Here is a 16,084-nt window from a genome sequence, read left to right on the forward strand (position 1 = left end):
AAATATTGCTAACTTGCTTGATTGACGATCAGCTTGAGTACAGGGAACAATACGTGCGCTCGAAACGGTTGGCCAGCAGATCTTCTTTTCGAATGAAAAATTGCAGTTCTCCCGCATCCCACCAGCAAAAACCGACATCGTCGTCCGAATCGACAGCCAGCAGCAGCACCGTATCCTGAATTTCCTGCTGCGCGCGTTCCGCGCTGCCGCCGCAATGCTTGGTGATCTGATGCATGGCTGCATCCATAGAGTAATTGTACTCCGAACCGGTTAACAGCATGAGCGCAGCCTCAAACTCGCAATCGCCGTGCTGGGTAGAAGGGTAGCCAAAGATGGTCCCGACGTCGCCGGAATCTAGGCCCGTCAATTGAAAGCACAGCTCCTCGTATGATTCATAATCATGCTCGTCATCCTCGATGAGCTCATCATCCACATAACCGTAATTAGGCGGTTCCAACGTGGCTCGGGCCTCCACACGGTAGCCGGTGAACACCTCGTCTAACGCGGTTTCCTCGGGAGCGCGTCGTCGAACCGCTCCCGAACTCTGACCCTCGGGAAGATAGAGCACGCGGTGCTCAATGTTATAGGCGGGTTCATCCACGCCAACGAAGAAATACAGCATTCCGCTTGTCGGCAGCGAGCTAGTGGCGTCCTGAGCTGCCACATCCTTCAACTGGAGCTGTGCCAGAAACGTCATCGGTTTTCCCTCCGAATTGAGGGGCCACTCCAGCGCTTCGGGAAGATCCGGGTCACCGCCAAAGCGCGAGTTGTTTGACTCGGCATAGTCCTCCAGCTTCTTTTTGGATAATCGTACGCCTTGCCGCGTATGCTCGATTAAATACTCTGCGGCATGTTCGAATTGATGCTCCTTGATGATATTCTGCATTTTGCTCAAATTTTGTTCGGTTAGCTTCATCGTCCGGTTCCTCATCTTTTCATAAAATTTAATCTGCCATGATTACAAAATTGCCCTAGTCTGAAGTCACCTGCTATTCTTCCTTAAAGAGATCTTGAATGATCGACTTATCATAGCCATTGGTGATCCTGTATGTCCAGGAATATTTCTTATGTATGCCTCTATACGGAGAAATCCGGACGATATCCGGTTCCGTATAATGGATTAGATAGTGCTTGTATTCGACATCAATCCAGATCCAGTAATCCGTCCCCCTTGGATCTTGGTCGATCCTTTGTAACTTCGCGTCGGAGAAGCTGCTCAGGATCCGTTCAATGGTCGCCGGATCGGAAATGCTTATTCGCTCCTCATCGTAAGAACTGCCCCTTCTCTCAATGATAATTTTATCTATCTTCTGCGTGTCATGGATCTGATTGCCCATCAACTCCTTGTAGGTCGTTCTGGATTGAACTAATGAAAAGACCGCCCCCGACAATATGATCAACGCCACGATTGCAAAAAAAATACGCCATGACCTGTCACTCATCGCGATACCGCCTTGATTTCCTTTAGGTTACGGGCGATCTTACTCACTTTTATCATATCCCCCTTCACTAATGAACGTTAATCGTACGGCGCTCTCATAATATAAACCCCATCGGCCAAGGTTTGGTTGCCGGATAATTTAACATCTTTTGGTTTGATCTGTCAATCCTCTCTTCGAAAGTACGCCAAATCTCTAAATGGACATGAATGTCCTCTTGGAATCCATGAAAAAAGCGGCAGACCGAACGCCTAGCCGTTCAATCTGTCGCCTCGTGAAAAATCGCTTCGGGTGGTCGAAGAACCCTCAGCCCTTTACTTGAACTCGATTATAAATGGCTGTTGATCCGTGGGTTCGATCGCAACCGGTCCCTTCTCTTTGGAATAATTTTTGCGGCCGTTCACGAGCAGCCGGCGATGGTCCGGACTCCAATACATCTTAGAAGGTATGACGCCATGATAGATGGGCTCTGCGCTCAGTACATTCTTCCCTTGAAGCTTACCTGCATAAATCGTATCCTCCCCGTTCTGGGAATAGGCGACATATTTGCGATCCTGCGAGAACTCAAAGCTATCCACCTTCTCCAGTAGAATGGACAGCTCGTGATTTCTGCGGTCATATACGTACAAGGTTCCCTCCGTTCCTAAAAACACGAATTGGTCGTCGTTCAACCATGCGGCTTGGTCTGCCCCGATTTCATGCTCATACTGAACATCAATCGTATTGCCGTTGACGGCTCCCATAGCAATTCGACGACCGTGACCGTATTCATCCAGAACGATGAGCGCCATCTTCCCGTCATCCGAGACAATCACTTTCAAGGGAAGGGCTTCCGTTTCAAGACCCTTCAACCGATGAACACGTGCCGATTCCGATTCCGTATCATAAATCCCGATACTGGACTGCCTTTTGTTTGATTCCATCACCATATAGCTTACGAACCGGCTGTTGCCGGACCAAGCCGGCTCCTCAAACCATAGCTCCTGATTGGCTTCCGTCGTAGCTTCGAGGCTTTCCACCTCCCCGCCCGGATATGCTGTCAATTGCAGAAAAACGCCCTCATCCGTTTTGGCAATTCCTGAAACATATTTTCCATTGGGGGATAATTGATACGAGAACTTATTCATTTCAATCTCCAACAAATGGTCGGCTCGCTCGTACGGGGGGGAAAAACGCTGCAAGCTCAATTTCGCCGCATTTACTGCTTCGGTTTCATAAAAAAGACCGACCACCGACTCGGATGATGACCAGCCGAGCAATTCCCCTTGTTCCTTGGATTCTGGCATTCGATAAATCGTCCTTACTTGGAAAGGCCGGCTTCCCTCATCCACGGCTTGTTCCGTTTCCGCGCCGGGGATAATGATGGTCTCTGATTGCAGTCCGCTTGAACAGCCTGTCAGTATAATCAAGGCAATAGTAATGCATAAAACAAGCCCTTTATAACGATATCTCATTGGACAGCCCCCGCCTTTACATAAGGAATTTCAACGTAGACGACAGTATGAAAATTCTCGCTGATGATACGGATGGTTCCGCCATGATCATCGACGATGGATTTAACGATACTGAGGCCCAGACCCACACTGCCCTCTTCCTTCTGCTTCTGGCTCACCGAGTAGAACGGCTGAAAGACGTTTGCAAGCTCGTCCGCCGGTATGGGCTCTCCCAGATTATCGAAGGTATAACGAACGCTTCCGTCCGCACGCTCAGCCTTGACGGTTATTTCCGATTGGGCAGCACTATATTTGATGGCATTATCCAGAAGATTGATAAAGAGCTGGCGCAACCGGTCTGGCTGGCCAAGCACGAAGGACCCTTCCTCTATCTCGCAAACGATGCTCTTTTTATAGCGCTTGGCCCGGAACGACATGGAATCAACTACATCGCGCAAAATTTTACCCGAATCCACAAGCTCTACATCCTCTTCGCCAGCGTTGTGCTGCGATACTTCCAGCAGCCTTAGCACCATGCCATGCAGGCGTCGGCTCTCTTCAACGATGTGATTCATGCCCTTATCGAAGAACTCCCGATCGTCATCCCCTTTCTCCCGAATGATCTCGGCATAACCCAGAATGGAGGTGAGCGGCGTTTTGAGTTCATGGGTCACATTGTCAAAAAAACGTTTCTCCTGCGCATTAAGCACCTTCAAGCGATCCCGATCACGCTCAATCGTGGATATCTGGCTACCGATCCGGTCGATCATGTCATTGAAATTCAGAGCCAGTTCGCCGATTTCATCTCTTCGCCGAAACCGGATTCGAACATCCAGGTTCCCGTTCTTTACTTCAGTGGAAGCGCGGGTAAGCTTCACTAACGGTATGGTAATATTCCTGGACAGCAGGTACGAGAACAGGAACGCTGCTCCGAATATGGCAAGCGCAATGTAAAAAATAATGTCCATGATCCGGCCGCTTTGTTCGTAGAGCAGGGTAAAATCCTTGGTAAACCTCAATATGCCGACCTTGACTCCGTCGATGATAACCGGATATGAATAGAGAACGGTTCCGCTGTTTCGGCCATAGGTGATGGTATAGGCCGTCTTTCCCTCGATCGCTTGGCGAAGATCCGCATCCGAGGGTCCCGAGAATCTTTTCTCGTCCGATGAGAACAATAACTTGCCGTCGACGGTGTACGCGCTGACATGGCTGGAGGTAGCATGTTTCAAATCATTTACCATTTCCTCGGCCATCTGCCCGAAATATAGCTTATTGTTCGTAAAATGATTGATAAGGAAAGCTTGCCTTACATATACATTGCTGTTGTTTTTAAGTCCGACCAGATCGGAAGTTACGATCTTCTGATTGCTTGTCCGAATGATCTCCTTGACGGTTTGATTAAGTACGAGGAACGACAGACTGAAGATTACAAAAAAACCAACAATAAACTTGGCTCTGATGGTCCGGATCATCTCTTATTCCGCCTGCTTCTCGAACTTATACCCGATGCCGAATACGGTTGTGATCAGATCGCCGGCATCCAATTTTTTGCGGAGCCTCTGAATATGCGTATCCACCGTCCGCGTATCCCCCATGAAATCATAACCCCAGACTAAATCCAGCAGTTCCGAGCGGGTATAAATCTTCCCCCGGTGACCGTACATGGTCATGAGCAGGTCGAATTCCTTCGGCGTAAGATCAACCGGGCTTCCGTCTTTCCTGATCAGTCGCTCTTCCGTTACGATCTCGATGCCCTTAAAGCGGATCACGGCTTCCGGCGCCCCTTCCCTATCCCCCTGGTTCGCCTGATCCAGCCGCCGGAGGATCGTGCGAATTCGGGCGACCACCTCCCTCAGATCGAAGGGCTTCGTAATATAGTCATCGGCACCAAATTCAAGCCCGAGCACCTTATCCGTAATGTCGGATTTTGCCGTAATCATGAATATGGGGATGTTATAGTCCGTTGTTACTTTTTTGCATATATCGAGCCCGCTTTGGTCGGGCAGCATCCAATCCAGGAGCAGCAGATCGGGATGAAATGCCGCAAGCTCCCTAAAGCCTGCGGCACCGCTGGACGCGGTACGGGTTTCAAAACCCTCCATCGCGAGGCCATAAGCCAGCAGATCGGCGATCGGCTCCTCATCTTCGATAATGAGAATTTTCGTTTTTATCATGAAGTCTCCATTCTTTCCATTGACCTGGTTTAATGAATCGATTTTAGCATATACGGGCTGCTTATGATAAATCCAAACTATAGTAACAAGTTCATTCAGGCTGAGATTCAGGCAAATGCAGCAGATCCGGTACGGTGACGAATGAATAGCCTTGGTCTTTCAAATCCGGTATGAACAACTCCAGGGCTTCAAGCGTGTTGGCAAGTTGATTCTTCCCGTTTGCGGTGTGCTGAAGAATGATGCCTCCGGGCATCAACTGCGTGTCGATGATCCTCATGATCTCCTGCGCGGACACCCCTGACCAATCCATCGTATCCACGGACCAGTTCACGATCGCTAATTCCATATTCTGTATAGCCTTCTCCTTGTCAGCATCCAAAGCGCCGTAAGGAGGCCTGAACAAGGATGGCCGATAACCGATAATATGGTTCAGTTCTTCCTGCGTATCCGTTATCTGCTTCGTCGCTTCCTCCATCGTTAACTCCTTGAAGTTGGGATGCGACCAGGAATGGTTTCCTATCGCGTGCCCCTCCTCTGCAATTCGCCGCACGGTCTCGGGATGTCTCTCCGCCCGGTCTCCTAATATGAAAAAGGTAGCTTTAATATGATGCTCCTTTAGAATATCAAGGATTTGGGGCGTAACAACGGCATCCGGGCCATCATCGAACGTGAGGGCGACCTGTTTTCCGTCTTTTGCCGATCCGTTAAAGTGCACCTTCTTCTCCATGGATGGGTTCCCGGTCCCGCTTAAAGGGGGCCCGGGCGGTTTATCTAAATCCCCCTTTGCTTGCAGCTCATACGAAAGTCGTTCCGAGCCCGTAAAGTAGTCTTTGAGCCCTTCCACGATGGCTTGTGCCGCAAGCTCTTGTCCTTCATCGCTCAGCAGCAAACGTTCATCCTCGGCATTGGTCAGATACCCCGCTTCGATCAGCACGGCTGGCATCGTCGGTGTAGACAGCACTTTTAGCTGCTCTTCCTTTACACCGCGATCACGAAGGCCAATCGCCTTCACTACATGCTTCTGCAGGGTTTGGGCCAAAGGAATGCTGTCCTCATGCCGGTATAAGGTTTCGGTCCCCGACGTCATGGGGTCCGTATACGTGTTGCCATGGATGGAGATCATGGCGTCCGCATTCCAATCATTCGCGATCGCTGCCCGTTCTTCCAGCTCGATGAAACGGTCATCCGTGCGCGTCAAGAGAGGCTCAAACATAGGATCCTCCTCAAGGAGGGCTGCAATCCGTCCGGCAAGGGACAGGTTGAACGCCTTCTCATAAGCGCCGCTGACGCCAGTAGCTCCGGGATCTTTGCCTCCATGGCCCGGGTCGATGACGATCCGAAATGTCCCTTGATGATTGGGCATGGCAGGAAGTGTTTGGTAGGGCTCCGCGCGTTTGGCAGATGATGCCGGTACCATTTCCACCGTGGATGCACCTGTGTTGACTACCAATCTGAATCCGACAATAAACATGATGGCAATGAGCAGAACATAGAATAGGATGGGGAATTTTTTGCGTTTCTTGTGATCAATCATGGCTCCTCCTTCTGGGTGATCGTGCTAGATACGATTCCATAAGAAGAATATAAAGGCCGGATGTGACAACGATTTTGCCAAGATGTCAACAACTTGTGTCCGAAACAAAACTGTGAAAACTATTTTCATAGGTTTGGAGCTGATACATCCTACAGCACAAAAAAAGCCGCACAAGGTGCGGCTTTCCCGAAATTCATATCTTAATTATATCCATTAAGCCAGTGCGACCAGTAATCACCCGAAACGTCCAACGTGATATCGACCTCAATCGAACCGCCGAAGGTTTGAATCTGCGGCTGCTACACGTTCAGCGAGTAGGACGAACGGGCGATCTCCGTGGCTTGAACCATGTTACGAAGGGAGGCAACCGTTTCTTCCTTGCCGCGCGTCTTGAGGCCGCAGTCCGGATTGATCCAGAACAGCTTCGGATCCAATACGCGCAGTGCCCGTTCGATCATGCCGGTCATCTCTTCCACGCGAGGCACCCGCGGACTGTGGATATCGTATACCCCGAGCCCAATCCCCAGTTTATACGTATTCACCTCGAAACTATGGATCAGCTCGCCATGGCTGCGCGAGGTTTCGATCGAGATGACGTCGGCATCCATCGCCTCGATCGAATCGATCATGTCATGGAACTCGCAATAACACATATGCGTGTGAATTTGCGTGGTCGGCTGCACCGTGCAGGTCGTCATGCGGAAGGCTTTTACAGCCCATGCGAGATACTCGGCTTGATCTTCTTCCTTCAGCGGCAGCCCTTCGCGGACTGCGGGTTCGTCAACCTGAATCATCCCGATGCCGGCCTGCTCGAGCGCTTCGACTTCCTGTCTGAGGGCATAAGCCAATTGGTACGCAATCTGTTCCCTTGAGATGTCCTCGCGTACGAACGACCAGTTCATGATCGTGATCGGCCCGGTCAGCATTCCTTTCACGGGACGGCTCGTCTTCGACTGCGCATATTTCGTTTCTTCTACCGTCATCGGCTGCTCGAATGCCACGTCGCCGAAAATAACAGGAGGCTTCACGCAGCGGGAGCCGTAGGACTGCACCCATCCAAACTGGGTGAAGGCAAATCCTCCAAGCTTCTCTCCGAAAAACTCCACCATATCCGTTCTTTCAAACTCGCCGTGCACAAGCACATCCAGACCGATCTCTTCCTGAAGCTTGATCCAAATATCGATCTGCTCGTGAATGAATTGCTCGTACTGCTCGTTATTCCAGTCCCCCTTGCGCCACGCCTGGCGAGCCTTGCGCACCTCGGCTGACTGCGGGAAGCTGCCGATGGTCGTCGTCGGGAATATAGGCAGCTTCCACTTGTTCTGTTGGGCGACATGACGCTCCTCGAATGGAAGACTGCGAGCCGGATTCTGAGCGCTAACCTCGGCTACAGCTCGCTGAACATCGAGCCGATTACGCTCTTCCGACTGCTTAAGCGCCTGAAGCGCAAGGTCGTTATGTTCCAGTTCATTCGCGATCCGGGCAGCTCCCGTGGAGATGGCTTTCGTCAGCAGATCCAATTCAATCAGCTTCTCGTCTGCAAAAGCGAGAGCGTCCTTTAGTTCAGGCTGCAATTTCGTTTCCTTGCTTACCGTCACCGGTACATGAAGCAAGCTGCACGAAGACTGCACGATCAAGCGCTCGGCGGCCACATATTTCGTCAGCTCCTCCAATTGCGACAGCTTCTCGCGAAGCGAGGCCTTCCAGATTCCGCGTCCGTCAATGATCCCCGCACCCAAAACTTTGTTCGCCGGAAATCCGGATTGTTGGATGGCTTGCAGATTGCCTTTGTATCCGTGCACCAGGTCAAGGCCGATGCCGCTAACCGGCAGCTGGATGATGTCCTGGTAGTTTTCCACCGATTCGAAGTAGGTTTGCAGCATGATGTTTAGGCCGGGTGCCGAAGCCGCAAACGTTTCATAGATGGTGTTTAATCGCTCCAGATCGGCTTCGCTTAATTTCGTAACCAGGATCGGCTCGTCGATCTGTACCCATTGAACGCCTTCGTGTGCGAGCTCCCGAAGGATCTGAACGTACAGAGGCAGCAATTTATCAAGCCAGGCATCCGTTTCCGAGGCTTGGTAGCCTTTGGACAATTTCAAGAAGGTGAGCGGACCGACAATGACCGGCTTGCCTTCAATGCCGAGCTTCTCTTTGGCCTCCCGATAGGCTGCAAGCGGCCTATTCTCGGTAAGAACCGGAACAGCTCCGTCCAATTCCGGCACGATGTAGTGATAATTGGTGTTAAACCACTTGGTCATTTCACTTGCTGTAGCATCCTTCGTGCCGCGTGCAATCCCATAGTATACAGACAATGGAACAATGCCGCCCTCATATGGGAACCGCTTGGGTACGATGCCGAACATGGTGGCCGTGTCCAGGATATGATCGTAATAACTAAAATCATTGACGGCGATCAGATCAATTCCGCTCTCTTGCTGCTTGCGCAAATGATTCAACCGAATCTCCTGCAGCTGCTTGTGAAACTCCGATTCTTCGAGCTTGCCCGCCCAGAACGCTTCTAAGGCTTTCTTCCATTCCCGATCAGCGCCTATGCGCGGATATCCCAGTACACTGCTTTTTGCCATCTATGTAACACTCCTATACAAATTGTTACAAGAAAGATATCACGTATTTCCCGATATAGTGTAACTCAAATAAGCTATATCTAGTTATAGCCTGCGGCTATAGCGAGAGAGCTGAGATGATGAATGAAGGCTCTCCTTCCTTCTTGCCGATCGTGCCTTGTCATATGAATGATCTGAAAAGAACCAACACAAAAAACCGCGTTATTACGCGGTTTCTCATCACGGTCTTCCATGCGATTCTATTATTTGAAATAAGATGACTGTGATATCTATGCCTAATCTCGGATCCAAGCATCCAGCAAACGGAACGTTTCCTTCGCCGAATCGATGATTTCATCGGAATCCTTCAAGCCGCTCGACAGCAGCGCTTCCCGGAATTCGGTCCATCTTGGCTTGGTCTCTTGACCGTATGCGTGGAAATAGCGAATGCCCGACTCTGGACTCACGGGCAAGAACTTCATCAGTTGTTTCGTGATGATTTGGCCACCGAGCGTGGACCCCTCCATCACATAGAGATACCCCCATATTTGCGCAGGCGTGCCCAGCTCGGGCAGCCGGCTGCACAGCGGAAGCTGATTTATTTCATCCCGAGTCATATCCAGATGCATCAAATCTTCTCCCAAATGTTTCGACTTCATCCGAATCGACATATCCAATCCCATATCGTTCACGGCATCCTCTGCCATAAACTTCGTTTCGGCCGGTTTAATGAATCCGTAAAACTTCGCTAAATACGATCGATATTGATCAATCGTCAGGGTCTGGTCGAATGCAGCTTTCGCGTATGGATTCTGTTCGATTTGTTCATGCTGCGCTGCCGTCTCTTCTCTTAACCGTTCTAAAATCCGTGTGCTCAATGGATAACCCCCTATCATGTTTGGAGCTGTGTTGCTGTATCAAAGCACATCTTCAGCAAACCTTATACCGAGGTGTCTGACGGTCGATGAACCCTGCGATAAATATATCATAACGAGATTCATATGAATACATAGCAGGCTCCTCGGTTTCGGAAGCCGGGAACGAAAAAACGAGAGGCGATCATTATAGGTTGTCTATGCTGTTCAGCACCAAAATCAGTCCCGCAATGCACAAAACCCACGAAATCACCGATCCGGAGTTCTGGGCGATTTTCAGCCGCAGCTTCTCCAGCGGAAGCTGCATCATGCGGCCAAATGCAAGGTGTGCACCGAGCAATAGGAGCGGAGGAAGCACCATGATCACATTATACGCAGCCAGGAGGGGTACCCATTGAACCGGCGTTAGTTGGGCCGATGTCATGAGACCGATCGCCGCAAAATAGGGCAGTGCCGTTGCCACCTCCAGCAGGGACGTGGTGAAGCCCAGCCCGATCATCGCCCCGAGGCTTTTGGAGCTTGGACGCCGCGGTTCCGTCGTCCTTTTCGTTGGGACAAAAAAACTGGCTGCAAACAAAACGCCGCCGGTAACAGCCATAACCCAGCTTACCGTTCGATTCTGAAAGATGCCTGTTACGCTCTGAAGAACAACATCCAAACCGAGCATCAGTGCGGCACCAACCAGGAAATAAAAGCCTGCCACCGTAAACAAATAGACCCATAATCGGGTGATCAACCGATCTCGCTCCGTCAACAGCAAATAGACCGTTACGCCGAGCGTGGCAGGGCTCAAGGTATCCAAGAGCGACAACGCACCTACGGAGAGCAGCAGTTCCGTTGTCATGATGTCTCCCCCTCTTCGTCTAGTGTTTCTTCCAGTCCTGCAGCATAGATGTTAAATGCCAGCTCCATAAACTGAAGAAGCTCTTCCTCAATGGGATACAAGCCCATCTGCTCGGACTGCGCAGGAGATTTGCGGATCTCCCACAATTTATCCACGAAGGGGTCTTCGCCTTCAAAATGCTCCCGGCGTTTTTCGTCCATGCGTCTGATGATCCTCTGTACTTCAGGAGAACCGGGTCCGTTCCCCATGCGCTTTTTAAGCTGTCCCAGCAGAGCGATCCATTCAAGCGAATCCGGATCTGTGCTGTTCATATTCGGGAGAAGGTCCAGCAGCTCTTCTTCGCGCCTCTCAAACATTTGTTGTCGGAACGCATGCTTTAATGAGGGGTCTCTTCCTGAGAGATGGATCAGCTTCTGAATCACATCCCAGCTTGTATCCCCTTCCACGGCGATGCTATGCAGGACGGCGCGGAGCGCGGATTCCATTTGGTTCAGCTTGTTTTGTTCATTCTTCACGAAGTCCAACTGATTCATCAAACTGGATGACCAGTTCCATTCCGGGTTCGAAATCATATCCGAAATTTCCTGCAAGCTGAAGCCCAGCTTTTTCAGAAACTGAATTTGCTGCAGCTTCTTTAGCTCCTCCTCGCTGTATATCCGGTGTTTACCCGGAGTCTTGGCTGCCGGAATCAGCAGGCCGATCTGATCATAATAGCGTAGCGTTCTTACCGTAATGCCCGTCTGTTTGGACAATTCTTGAATGGGAATCGATTTCATCACCTGCTTTCTTGAGTTCTCCGGTAACTCCACTATACAAGATGACGCAACGTCACTTTCAAGTCATTTTCAAAAAAAATCAAGTCCATGCAGATAAAAAACAAAAAAAGCCCCGGCTTTCGGGCTTTTTCCATACCATGCTGGTTTCATTTCAAGCTGAGGATTTTCGTTCGCGTTATCCCGATCAGATAGAGGACGATGGGAATCACGATCAAGTGGAGGAGCGCATAGCTTGACCATACGTTCTGAATGATATCGGCGACATAAACGGTGTTGATGTATGTATTCCAGGCCACGATGACAAACAGCACGGACAACGGATAGATTAACGAATTCTGGTCCTTCAGACCGAACACGGTTTTCATGCCTTGAAGAATCGAAAGATACAGGAGAGAAATCTTGATAAAAAAAGTCAGGATCCACAGCGTAATCAATATGCCTTCGACACGTTGAAAGAAGTTTCCTAAATTAATCGTCTTCGCAAGTGCATATGCCGGAAACGTGCTGTTCTCCGTCTGTTCAATCCCCAAAATTAGCACGCTGAGCAGGACGGTAATGCTAAGGACGAGCCCGCCTGAAGCGGCTCCCCGCATCAATGCCCTCTCCCCTTCCTTCTCTCCTTTGACCAAGGGCAGGAATACCATTAACACAATCAGCTCCTGGAACATGGAAGAATGGAAACCGGCCTTAGCCACGGGCATCCAGCCTTCCTCCAGCATCGGCTTGATATGGTTCCAATCGATCTGGGGCATAAGCGAGAGGACAAGAACCATAAACAGAAATACGATCCACGGAAACATCAATTCACCGACGCGGGCCAACAGAATGATGCCCATTCTGGCGCACATGACGGCCGCTATTAAGAACAAGATTTGAATGGCCTCGATCGGGGTCTCCGGCATCATTTCACTGCTCAGAAAAAAGCCCAGGTTGCCAAGCAAAGTACCTGTAAGAATCAAAAAATAAAACAAATAGATCAGCGAGAAGAGTTTGCCCAGCAGCTTTCCCAGCACCTTTTCGTGGATCTCGAAGATCGATTGGCCGGGATAGAGACGCGCAATGGCTATATACAGCACGACCATGAGGAGGTTAATGAGCAAACTGAAGAGAGAGGCCATCCACGCATCTTCCCGGGCGGTATGCGCTAATCCGGAAGGCGTAACCAGGATCGAGGTACCGATGGTCAAACCGAATGCCAGTATATAAAATTGCCGCGGTGCGATATCCTTGTATTTGATCACGTATTACCAAACCCTTCCTCATTATGAGATCAATCCGCTCAGGGGCTGCACCAAGGCGCCGATCCAGTCCAGCGGCCTTAAATAAGGCACCTCCATCATATCTCCGATCAAAGCCAGCAAGGTTACTCCCCATACCGCATAGAATACGATGATGTCCCGGATGGAGCGCAGCTTCAGAAGATGACGGGTTTCCGTAACGAAGACGACGGCTAGAAAGAATATGAATAACCAATGCCAATTCACGGCTCATCCACCTTTTGGTTTAAGGGTTGTATGATGGATCCGACCCGGCGGATCGCTACATCGGTGTCCACCCGGATACTCATCGTTTTAAAGCTTTCGCCCCAATGATCCCGGTATTTTTTCCAAACGTCCGGATATTTTCGGTGCAGAACCTCGCCGAATCCAAAAACGTCGGCTCCATAACGCTGCTGGACCAGCCCGATGTGCTTCCGAATATTAGCATTATATTTATCCTCGATGTCCTTCTCCAATTCGTCGATGACGGCAGGTTGACTGATAGCAATCGCGCATTGAACGGCATTCACGTCGGCCTCGATCTCCAATTCGGCGGAAAAAGCGGGGGTTCCATCCGCATTGAGCTTAACGTCCAGCGTTGTGTCCGCCCGGTTCACGGCGAATCCGACAATACCATCGTCCGGACATGCAATGAATCCCGTCGTGGTGTCGACTCTATTCAGGACATAATTGACGGCCTTGCTGGGAGGTTCCCCCAGCCATCCGACCAACCGGTCCCCCTTGAACACGCCGAGCCCCGTGTGCTGAAGAAGCGTGGAAGGATTGATTTGCTTCACGTTCTCCATGGACTGGCCTTCAGCTAAACTGCCGCTTAATTGGACTCCGGATAATACCGGGTCTGACCCGCTGCGCTTTAGCTCCGTCACGAACTGCTGCAAAGTGACTTTCCCCGTCGCCGCCCATTTTTTTTCCGAGATCAGAATGGAGGAATAGAGCGAATTCGCCGGAACATATTCGAATGGCGTAACGACCTCCAGAATCTCCGCAGCTTTTCCATTCTTGGCGACGAGCATAAAGAAGTCCGTTCGAAGCTGATGATTCCGGGAGATATAATCGAGGACATCGCTGACCCCTGACCTGGCCAGATCTTCACCGAATACCAACACGCGAACGTGGGACAGATACGGCATCCGGGGGGCCATGCTCAACATGCGCTGCAGGGCGTCGGGTATGGTTTTGCCGACGGACTTATAGGTTACGGCCGGAAGACTGCCCATCGATCCGCCTTTTTTGGAGCCGGCCTCGGCGGAGTTAAGCACCTGAGCAGAAATGGCATACCCATTCTCATGGGTGTCGATGCCAAGCGCCATGACGACGGCCAGCTCATTCAGTTCTTTTCTGCTCCAGCATCCAGGGGTGAAGGTCAAGCATAATATGAGCAGGACTGAAAGTATTTTTCTTTCCAACACGATAACCAGTCCCCTCTGTATGAAATAGAGACTTCGAAAGCAAGTCCTCGTTATTTGACGGCTTATGTCTTGGATTTGGTCAAGTATTTTTTCATGCTGTGGCGGGACAATCGCAACAAGGCATCCTTCTGGCTCCGCCATCTTATGGGGGCGAATGAGGTCATATACGGAACCCCCATGGACTGGAGGCTGCATAGGTGGAGGCCGATGATGATCATGCCGATGATCATCCCGTACAATCCGAATGACGCAGCGATTCCCATGAGCCCGAATCGCAAGATCCGAACCGAGATTCCGATATTGAAAGCCGGCAGGGCAAAATTCGCAATCGCCGTCATGGACACAACGATCACCATCGCGGCCGATACGAGACCCGCTTCCACGGCGGCTTGCCCGATGACCAGCGTACCAACGATGGAGACGGATTGGCCGATCGATTTAGGCAGCCGAATGCCCGCCTCGCGCAGAATCTCGAACGTAATCTCCATGATCAGCGCTTCGATGAATGCAGGGAAGGGAACCCCTTCCCGCTGTCCGATTAAGCTGGTCAACAGGTTGGTCGGCAGCATTTCCTGGTGGAACGTGGTAATCGCAATATACAGGGAGGGAGTAAGGAGAGCTATTCCGAAGCATAAGTATCGAAGCAGTCGAACCAAGCTGGCAAAATCCCACCGCTGGTAATAATCCTCGCTCGATTGAAACAGCTGGACGAACAGGGCGGGAACCACCAGAACAAAGGGCGTTCCTTCTAAGAAAATAGCAATGCGCCCTTCCAAAATGGCAGACGCAATGACGTCGGGCCGTTCTGAATTATATACCGTAGGAAAAGGGCTGTAGCGATGATCCTGAATCATCTCCTCGATATAATTGCTCTCCAGGACGCTGTCCAGCTTGATTCCATCCAGTCTTCTGCGCAGCTCGTTCAGTACATCGACATCGCATAATCCTTCCATGTACATCACGGCCAGCTGCGTATTTGTGTGCTCGCCCACCGTTCTCTCTTCCAAGCGCAGTTTAGGGCTTTGAATTCTCCGCCGGACCAAAGCCGTATTCTCTCGAAGCGACTCGGTAAAGCCTTCCCTCGGACCTCTTACCACGGATTGCGAGCTGGCTTCCTCCACTCCACGCTGTTTCAGCGTTTCCGTTCCCACATACAGGGAGGTGGCGGTTCCATCCATGAAAATGATCGTATTGCCGGAGAGCAATTTCTTTTCAACCTCTTGAAAGGTCCGGGCTTCTCCTACTTTTCCCATCGTGATCGTCAGTTCCTGCAGCATTTTCATGCGTTCTTCCGGACGCTGGTCGGGGAGATTCATGAACAGCGGCATATCGGCATGAATCGCTTCGATTAGATATCGGGGATCTCCCATCCCCTCAATATAGACCATGACCGAGGGTATGGCGCCTAGTTGAAGCTCGCGGTAAATAATGTCTCCGCTTTGTCCGAAGCGGTTCTTCATATCGTCAATAAATAGCGTCAGGGATGCCGGCAAATTTTCTTGCGGGGCTTCGCCCGGCGTTAAATTCTTCATCATCATGGAAACGACTCCTCGTGCCTACACGGCCAGCTTTCCCTACAAGGAATTCAAGTTACCTTCAGTTATCTTTTCCTCTACTGTTCCCGGAGTTGGATATATTATGCTTTTTAAGCATTTTGACATAAACGAGGTATACATTTCTGACATTGGCCTCCTCTTCCAGGGCACATCTAACAAAAAAGCGCGGCCAGAGATTCTCTCTGGCCGCGCTT

General features: G+C 50.6%; 14 protein-coding genes. All 14 read right to left on the reverse strand.

Annotated elements, in window-relative coordinates; all coding sequences use genetic code 11:
- Positions 1-28 precede the first annotated feature (28 nt).
- The 14 genes from JNUCC32_RS11935 to JNUCC32_RS12000 all read right to left on the reverse strand — a co-directional run bounded on the left by JNUCC32_RS11935 (position 29) and on the right by JNUCC32_RS12000 (position 15,872).
- Complete coding sequence (locus JNUCC32_RS11935) at positions 29-916, reverse strand: YwqG family protein (RefSeq protein ID WP_192572171.1); 888 nt, start codon at positions 914-916, stop codon at positions 29-31.
- 73 nt (positions 917-989) lie between these two features.
- The gene (locus JNUCC32_RS11940; protein ID WP_192572172.1) at positions 990-1,442 is read right to left on the reverse strand and encodes a hypothetical protein; all 453 of its coding nucleotides are present in this window, start codon (positions 1,440-1,442) and stop codon (positions 990-992) included.
- 311 nt (positions 1,443-1,753) lie between these two features.
- Complete coding sequence (locus tag JNUCC32_RS11945) at positions 1,754-2,893, reverse strand: hypothetical protein (protein WP_192572173.1); 1,140 nt, start codon at positions 2,891-2,893, stop codon at positions 1,754-1,756.
- Positions 2,890-4,347 carry a sensor histidine kinase gene (locus JNUCC32_RS11950; protein ID WP_192572174.1) on the reverse strand — a complete coding sequence of 486 codons (1,458 nt, stop codon included), beginning with the start codon at positions 4,345-4,347 and terminating at the stop codon, positions 2,890-2,892. The genes JNUCC32_RS11945 and JNUCC32_RS11950 overlap by 4 nt, the downstream gene beginning before the upstream one ends.
- A 3-nt stretch (positions 4,348-4,350) precedes the next feature.
- Entirely contained in the window at positions 4,351-5,049 is a 699-nt protein-coding gene (locus tag JNUCC32_RS11955; RefSeq protein ID WP_192572175.1) for a response regulator transcription factor, read from the reverse strand.
- Positions 5,050-5,140: 91 nt separating this feature from the next.
- The gene (locus tag JNUCC32_RS11960) at positions 5,141-6,583 is read right to left on the reverse strand and encodes an N-acetylmuramoyl-L-alanine amidase (RefSeq protein ID WP_192572176.1); all 1,443 of its coding nucleotides are present in this window, start codon (positions 6,581-6,583) and stop codon (positions 5,141-5,143) included.
- A 299-nt stretch (positions 6,584-6,882) separates the two neighbouring features.
- Complete coding sequence (gene metE, locus JNUCC32_RS11965; RefSeq protein WP_192572177.1) at positions 6,883-9,171, reverse strand: 5-methyltetrahydropteroyltriglutamate--homocysteine S-methyltransferase; 2,289 nt, start codon at positions 9,169-9,171, stop codon at positions 6,883-6,885.
- A 275-nt stretch (positions 9,172-9,446) separates the two neighbouring features.
- Positions 9,447-10,028 carry a biliverdin-producing heme oxygenase gene (locus tag JNUCC32_RS11970; protein ID WP_192572178.1) on the reverse strand — a complete coding sequence of 194 codons (582 nt, stop codon included), beginning with the start codon at positions 10,026-10,028 and terminating at the stop codon, positions 9,447-9,449.
- 184 nt (positions 10,029-10,212) lie between these two features.
- Positions 10,213-10,869 carry a GAP family protein gene (locus JNUCC32_RS11975; RefSeq protein ID WP_192572179.1) on the reverse strand — a complete coding sequence of 219 codons (657 nt, stop codon included), beginning with the start codon at positions 10,867-10,869 and terminating at the stop codon, positions 10,213-10,215.
- Entirely contained in the window at positions 10,866-11,645 is a 780-nt protein-coding gene (locus JNUCC32_RS11980) for a MerR family transcriptional regulator (RefSeq protein ID WP_192572180.1), read from the reverse strand. Before JNUCC32_RS11980 ends, JNUCC32_RS11975 begins: the two co-directional genes overlap by 4 nt.
- Before the next feature lie 146 nt (positions 11,646-11,791).
- The gene (locus tag JNUCC32_RS11985) at positions 11,792-12,886 is read right to left on the reverse strand and encodes a GerAB/ArcD/ProY family transporter (RefSeq protein ID WP_192572181.1); all 1,095 of its coding nucleotides are present in this window, start codon (positions 12,884-12,886) and stop codon (positions 11,792-11,794) included.
- A 21-nt stretch (positions 12,887-12,907) separates the two neighbouring features.
- The gene (locus JNUCC32_RS11990; RefSeq protein ID WP_192572182.1) at positions 12,908-13,129 is read right to left on the reverse strand and encodes a hypothetical protein; all 222 of its coding nucleotides are present in this window, start codon (positions 13,127-13,129) and stop codon (positions 12,908-12,910) included.
- Complete coding sequence (locus JNUCC32_RS11995) at positions 13,126-14,334, reverse strand: Ger(x)C family spore germination protein (protein ID WP_192572183.1); 1,209 nt, start codon at positions 14,332-14,334, stop codon at positions 13,126-13,128. The genes JNUCC32_RS11990 and JNUCC32_RS11995 overlap by 4 nt, the downstream gene beginning before the upstream one ends.
- A gap of 62 nt (positions 14,335-14,396) precedes the next feature.
- Complete coding sequence (locus JNUCC32_RS12000; protein ID WP_192572184.1) at positions 14,397-15,872, reverse strand: spore germination protein; 1,476 nt, start codon at positions 15,870-15,872, stop codon at positions 14,397-14,399.
- Between the last annotated feature and the right edge of the window lie 212 nt (positions 15,873-16,084).

Origin of the sequence: Paenibacillus sp. JNUCC32, assembly GCF_014863545.1 — a bacterium.
Lineage (GTDB): Bacteria > Bacillota > Bacilli > Paenibacillales > Paenibacillaceae > Paenibacillus_AQ > Paenibacillus_AQ lautus_A.

Excerpts from the sequence above, each read along its gene's own strand:
- JNUCC32_RS11955 (WP_192572175.1), bottom strand. The coding sequence starts at position 5,049 with ATGATAAAAACGAAAATTCTCATTATCGAAGATGAGGAGCCGATCGCC.
- JNUCC32_RS11940 (WP_192572172.1), bottom strand. The coding sequence starts at position 1,442 with ATGAGTGACAGGTCATGGCGTATTTTTTTTGCAATCGTGGCGTTGATC.
- JNUCC32_RS11980 (WP_192572180.1), bottom strand. The coding sequence starts at position 11,645 with ATGAAATCGATTCCCATTCAAGAATTGTCCAAACAGACGGGCATTACG.
- JNUCC32_RS11960 (WP_192572176.1), bottom strand. The coding sequence starts at position 6,583 with ATGATTGATCACAAGAAACGCAAAAAATTCCCCATCCTATTCTATGTT.
- JNUCC32_RS12000 (WP_192572184.1), bottom strand. The coding sequence starts at position 15,872 with ATGATGATGAAGAATTTAACGCCGGGCGAAGCCCCGCAAGAAAATTTG.
- JNUCC32_RS11945 (WP_192572173.1), bottom strand. The coding sequence starts at position 2,893 with ATGAGATATCGTTATAAAGGGCTTGTTTTATGCATTACTATTGCCTTG.
- JNUCC32_RS11950 (WP_192572174.1), bottom strand. The coding sequence starts at position 4,347 with ATGATCCGGACCATCAGAGCCAAGTTTATTGTTGGTTTTTTTGTAATC.
- JNUCC32_RS11975 (WP_192572179.1), bottom strand. The coding sequence starts at position 10,869 with ATGACAACGGAACTGCTGCTCTCCGTAGGTGCGTTGTCGCTCTTGGAT.
- metE (WP_192572177.1), bottom strand. The coding sequence starts at position 9,171 with ATGGCAAAAAGCAGTGTACTGGGATATCCGCGCATAGGCGCTGATCGG.
- JNUCC32_RS11935 (WP_192572171.1), bottom strand. The coding sequence starts at position 916 with ATGAAGCTAACCGAACAAAATTTGAGCAAAATGCAGAATATCATCAAG.